Source organism: Klebsiella sp. Ech2A (genome assembly GCF_030078455.1).
Lineage (GTDB): Bacteria > Pseudomonadota > Gammaproteobacteria > Enterobacterales > Enterobacteriaceae > Klebsiella > Klebsiella terrigena.
In genome coordinates this window covers 1-4,604 of sequence record NZ_JAQGFU010000268.1, presented here as the reverse complement: position 1 = coordinate 4,604, position 4,604 = coordinate 1, and the positions used below count along the sequence as shown (strand labels likewise).

Here is a 4,604-nt window from a genome sequence, read left to right as displayed (position 1 = left end):
GCCGCTTCCTGCTGCTAACCGGCGATCGCCTGGCCGTCGCGCAGCGCGTGGCGCAGCGGACGGGGATCGACGAGCTGGCGGCCGAAGTGCTGCCGGCCGAAAAGCTGCAGCAGGTGCAGCGGGCCGTCGGTGAAGGATGGCGCCCAATGGTGGTTGGCGACGGGATCAACGATGCGCTGGCGCTCAAGGCCGGTGCCGTCGGTATTGCGATGGGCAGCAACGGCGCCGATATCGCGCTGGCCTCCGCAGACGTGGTGCTGACCGGCAGCGACTTACGCCGTCTGCCGCTGGCGGTAAGGCTCAGCCGCCGGTGCCGCGCCACCCTGCGGGTCAACGTCTTTATCGGCCTTGGCTGGACGATTTTAATCGTAATTGCCGCGGCGATGGGGCTGCTCGGCGCGGCGGGCGCCCTGGTGGCGGCGATACTGCACAACCTCAGCACCCTGCTGGTGCTGCTGAATACCGGGAGGCTGCTGCAGTTCGACGAGCAGCGCGGGAAGGATGAGCGCGCCGATAGCGAACCGCGAGGGTAAAAACAGGCGCCCCGCCGTCCGGACCGTTTGAGACCGGACGCGGGCAGGCGGGAAATCCCGCACGAAGGGCAATTTCCCCCTACGTCGGCGGGAGTGCTGCAAACGACAAAAAGCCCGCTTAAGTTTCCTTAAGCGGGCTTCTCGAATTTGGCTCCTCTGACTGGACTCGAACCAGTGACATACGGATTAACAGTCCGCCGTTCTACCGACTGAACTACAGAGGAATCGTGTGAACGGGGCGAATATTAACGGCGACGCCTGGCCTTGTCAAAGGCTGTTTCGCACATTTCAAACCGTTTGCCGATTTATTCTCCACTTTGGGCGAAATTTGTCGTTTCGCCCAGAAAATGGTTAGGTTTCGCGCACCTGGCTTTTGCTTCGCGGATATTTCCACAGCCAGCGCCCGCTGACCATCCGGCAGTAGAACAGCGCGCCGCGCACCGCCCAGTCAAGCACCATCCCCAGCCAGACGCCAATCACGCCCATACCGAGTACGATGCCCAGCGTATAGCCCGCCACGACGCGGCAGCCCCACATCCCCAGCATCGACACCCACATGGTGTAGCGTACGTCGCGAGCGCCTTTAAACGCGCACGGCAGGGTCCAGGACATCGCCCAAATCGGCATAAAGAAGGCGTTCAGCCACAGCAGCTCTTTCACCACCACTTTGACATCCTCTTCGCTGGTATAGAACGAGGCGATCAGGTTAGCAAACGGCGCGGTTCCCCACGCAATTACCGTCAGGACGATGGTCGATAGCCAGAATACGTGCCACGCCTGGCGCTCCGCCTGCCCAATCTGGCCTTTTCCCAGCCGGGTACCGGTAATGATGGTCGACGCGGAGCCCAGCGCGTTTCCCGGCAGGTTAATCAACGCGGCGAAGGAGAAAGCGATAAAGTTGCCGGCAATGACGTTGGTTCCCATGCCGGCGACAAACATCTGCGTCAGCAGCTTACCGCCGTTGAACAGCACCGATTCGATGCTCGCCGGGATGCCAATGCCCATCACTTCCCAGATAATGGCAAAGTTAAGCGGTTTGAAATAGCTCTTCAGCGAGATGCGCAGCGCGGGGTTAAAGCCAACGGCTAGTACCCACACGATCGCCACCGCCCCGATGTAGCGGGCGATGGTCAGCCCCAAACCTGCGCCGACAAAGCCGAGTCCTGACCACGAGAAAACGCCGTAAATCAGGATGCTGCTGATAATAATGTTGATGATGTTCATCCCGCCGTTAATCAATAGCGGAATTTTGGTATTGCCTGCCCCGCGCAGCGCGCCGCTGCCGATCAGCGCAATCGCCGCCGCCGGGTAGCTCAGCACCGTCAGCTCCAGATAGGTTAGGGCCATATCCTTAACCTGGGGCGAGGCGTCGCCGGCGACAATATTGATAATTTCTTTGCCGAAGGCGTGTATCACCACCGCCAGCAGAATGGAGAATAGCGTCATAATTGCCAGCGACTGCCGCGCGGCCGCGCGCGCGCGTCGCGGATCGCGCTTGCCGAGGCTAAAGGCCACCACCACCGTCGTACCGAGATCGATGGCGGCAAAGAACGACATAATCACCATATTAAAGCTGTCGGCCAGCCCAACCCCGGCCATCGCCTCTTTACCCAACCAGCTCACCAGGAACGTACTGACTACGCCCATCAGCAAAACGCAGCTATTTTCCAGCAAGATGGGGACCGCTAGCGGGCTGATTTCACGCCAGTAAAGTACGCGATAACTCTTACGTTTTTTGAACCAGGATGTTCGTTCTACGACCCTGCGTGCTGCGGATGTGACGTTCAAGGGAGACCTTAGTGAGAAAAGTTGAAACTACATTTCAAATGATGATAGAGAAATGCTAATCCTGCAAAGCATTTTTCCTTCTAAATTGTCGGTAATTACAACAAATTGTTGATAGAAGCGGCGGTTGGTCGACAGGGGCAGAATAGATGTTTGACAAAAATTTTTTCGCCGCTAAGATACGACCCCACACGATTCCTCTGTAGTTCAGTCGGTAGAACGGCGGACTGTTAATCCGTATGTCACTGGTTCGAGTCCAGTCAGAGGAGCCATATTGAAGAAGCCCGCTTAAGAAAACTTAAGCGGGCTTTTTGTTTTTACATTAATCCTGAACGTTAGCGTAGAGCAGGTTATCCTTTGGCAAAATTCGCCTGAATACGCTGTTGCAGGTAATCTTCAGCGCTGATGGCCGGGTATTTCGCCTGGGGACCCAATATTTCAATGTCTTTGTTTGCCTGACAGAAAAACGCCAGGCTGTAGCGTTCTCCCTGATACTCTCCGGGCAGCGGGTTTCTCACCCGATGGAAATTTGACGGCAGCCGGTCGTCGCTCCAGCGCATCAGCATGTCGCCAATATTACAGGTGATCACGTCCTCACGCGGTTCGATGCTGGTCCACTGCTGGCTTTCGCGATCTTTGCCCGGGCAAACCTGTAATCCTCCCTGACCGGGACGCTGGAAAAGCAGCGTCAGACAGTCAAAATCCGTATGCGCCCCGGCGCGCCACATCCCCTGCTCCGACTGCACGGTGGCATAGTAGTGCAGCATGCGCAGCGTACTCTGATAGCTTTTCTGCTGCGGATCGTGCGCCTTTTCGAAAAAGTGCTCAGGAAACCCTAACCGGAGGGCAAAACATGAAAGCAGCTTCATACCCAGTTGCCAGCATTGCGATTCGAAATTCAGCATCGTGCGTTTAAACGCGGGTAGTTCATGCTCAGCGGGCCATAGCGGGTCCATCAGCGGACGGGTAATCTGATAGGATTCTTTCTGATCCGGCGTTTGGGTCGACGGGCGCACCTGGGATTTATTTTCCCAACCAGCGTTGCGCGACAGCGGGTAGCGGGCTTTGATCTCCCCCGGCAGCGCGAAGAAGTCTTCCGTCATGCTGAATGCCTGCCGGATATCGTCCAGCGCGATGCCGTGATGACTCACTTGAAAGAAGCCGATCTCCACCGCTGCCCGCCACAGTTCGTCGGCAATCTCGTCTTTACGATTTGCGAAATCCGACAGATCAATACAGCGAACCTCACGGGAAAAAGTCTCTTCGCCCATCGCGCCCATCGTCGCCTCTTTTTCCAGTTCCTGTAATGCATAGCTTTGCGTTTGAATTGATTGCGCCACTGTTTTTATCCTTCTTAATCAAAAGAGTTAGCCTACTGCGCGCTGTTGCAGAGTGCGCACTGCCGATATTGCCTGATGGCGCATTGCATGCAGATCGAGGCCCGGGATCACATCGTTTTCGACGATAACGCGGCCATTGATCATCAGCGCCCTGAGCGAAGCCCGCCCACCGCAAGCCACCGGGCCAATCGCCATGTCGTGCAGGCCGAAATAGCGGGGGTCGTCCAGCCGGTAAATCGCGATATCAGCCAGCATGCCCACCTGCACGGTGCCGCTTTTTTGCAGGCCAAGGATCTGTGCGCCACCGGCGCTACCCCATCGCACAACGTCTTCAATCGTTGCCGCATCGCCGCCGCCCTCAAAGCTTCCGCCGTCATAACGCGGCTTCGCCTGCATGCCTTTTCTGGCGCGCTGCAAAAGCCAGGCGGCGTGCGCCTCACTTTGCATATCGGCGGCTTCGTTCGAGGCTGCGCCGTCAACGCCCAGAGAGACGGGGACACCCGCCTGTTCCAGCGCCAGCAAATCCGCAATGCCGCTGCCCAGCCGTCCATTACTTTGAGGACAGTGTGCAATTCCGGTACGCGTCTGCCCCAGCATCGCTATCTCCTGCGGCAACAGTTTCACCAGATGCGCAAACCACACGTCATTCCCCAGCCAGTCGTGCTCAGCGCAAAACTGCACCGGGGTCATATTAAATCTGGCGCGCGCTGCATCGAGATAATCCACCGTTTCAGACAGGTGGCTGTGCAGCCGGATACCTAAATTTCGTGCCAGTTTCGCCATTTCGCGCAGCTGCGGGCCAGGCGCCGAATGCAGCAGCGTGGTCGGTGCCATCACCACACGGCGCAACGACGTCGGCTCCGGGCAGTGATAGCGGCTGACAAGGCGCTCCATATCCGCCATGTAATGATCAAAGGTCTCCGGGCGCAGCGCCTGCGGCAAATCC

At 57.7% G+C, this 4,604-nt stretch carries 5 protein-coding genes and 2 tRNA genes; 2 read left to right on the top strand and 5 right to left on the bottom strand.

Annotated elements, in window-relative coordinates; all coding sequences use genetic code 11:
* Positions 1-533 (top strand): HAD-IC family P-type ATPase (locus PFH44_RS25070; protein ID WP_283826500.1); only part of this gene is annotated, 533 nt, incomplete at its 5' end.
* A 148-nt stretch (positions 534-681) separates the two neighbouring features.
* Here the strand turns inward: PFH44_RS25070 and PFH44_RS25065 are convergent.
* The 3 genes from PFH44_RS25065 to PFH44_RS28035 all read right to left on the bottom strand — a co-directional run bounded on the left by PFH44_RS25065 (position 682) and on the right by PFH44_RS28035 (position 2,509).
* Positions 682-757, bottom strand: a tRNA-Asn gene (locus PFH44_RS25065).
* 127 nt (positions 758-884) lie between these two features.
* Positions 885-2,321 carry an EmmdR/YeeO family multidrug/toxin efflux MATE transporter gene (locus PFH44_RS25060; RefSeq protein ID WP_283826499.1) on the bottom strand — a complete coding sequence of 479 codons (1,437 nt, stop codon included), beginning with the start codon at positions 2,319-2,321 and terminating at the stop codon, positions 885-887.
* 95 nt (positions 2,322-2,416) lie between these two features.
* On the bottom strand, positions 2,417-2,509 hold the full coding sequence (locus tag PFH44_RS28035; protein ID WP_367575711.1) for a DUF5951 family protein: 93 nt from the start codon (positions 2,507-2,509) through the stop codon (positions 2,417-2,419).
* A 5-nt stretch (positions 2,510-2,514) separates the two neighbouring features.
* Between PFH44_RS28035 and PFH44_RS25055 the strand changes: the two genes are divergently transcribed.
* Positions 2,515-2,590, top strand: a tRNA-Asn gene (locus PFH44_RS25055).
* 78 nt (positions 2,591-2,668) lie between these two features.
* Here PFH44_RS25055 and PFH44_RS25050 read toward each other — a convergent pair.
* Both PFH44_RS25050 and PFH44_RS25045 read right to left on the bottom strand, forming a co-directional pair.
* Positions 2,669-3,598: an isopenicillin N synthase family dioxygenase gene (locus PFH44_RS25050; protein WP_161795721.1), complete on the bottom strand. Its 930-nt coding sequence runs from the start codon at positions 3,596-3,598 to the stop codon at positions 2,669-2,671.
* Positions 3,599-3,685: 87 nt separating this feature from the next.
* The coding region (locus PFH44_RS25045; RefSeq protein ID WP_283826498.1) for an amidohydrolase family protein at positions 3,686-4,604 on the bottom strand (919 nt) is incomplete at its 5' end.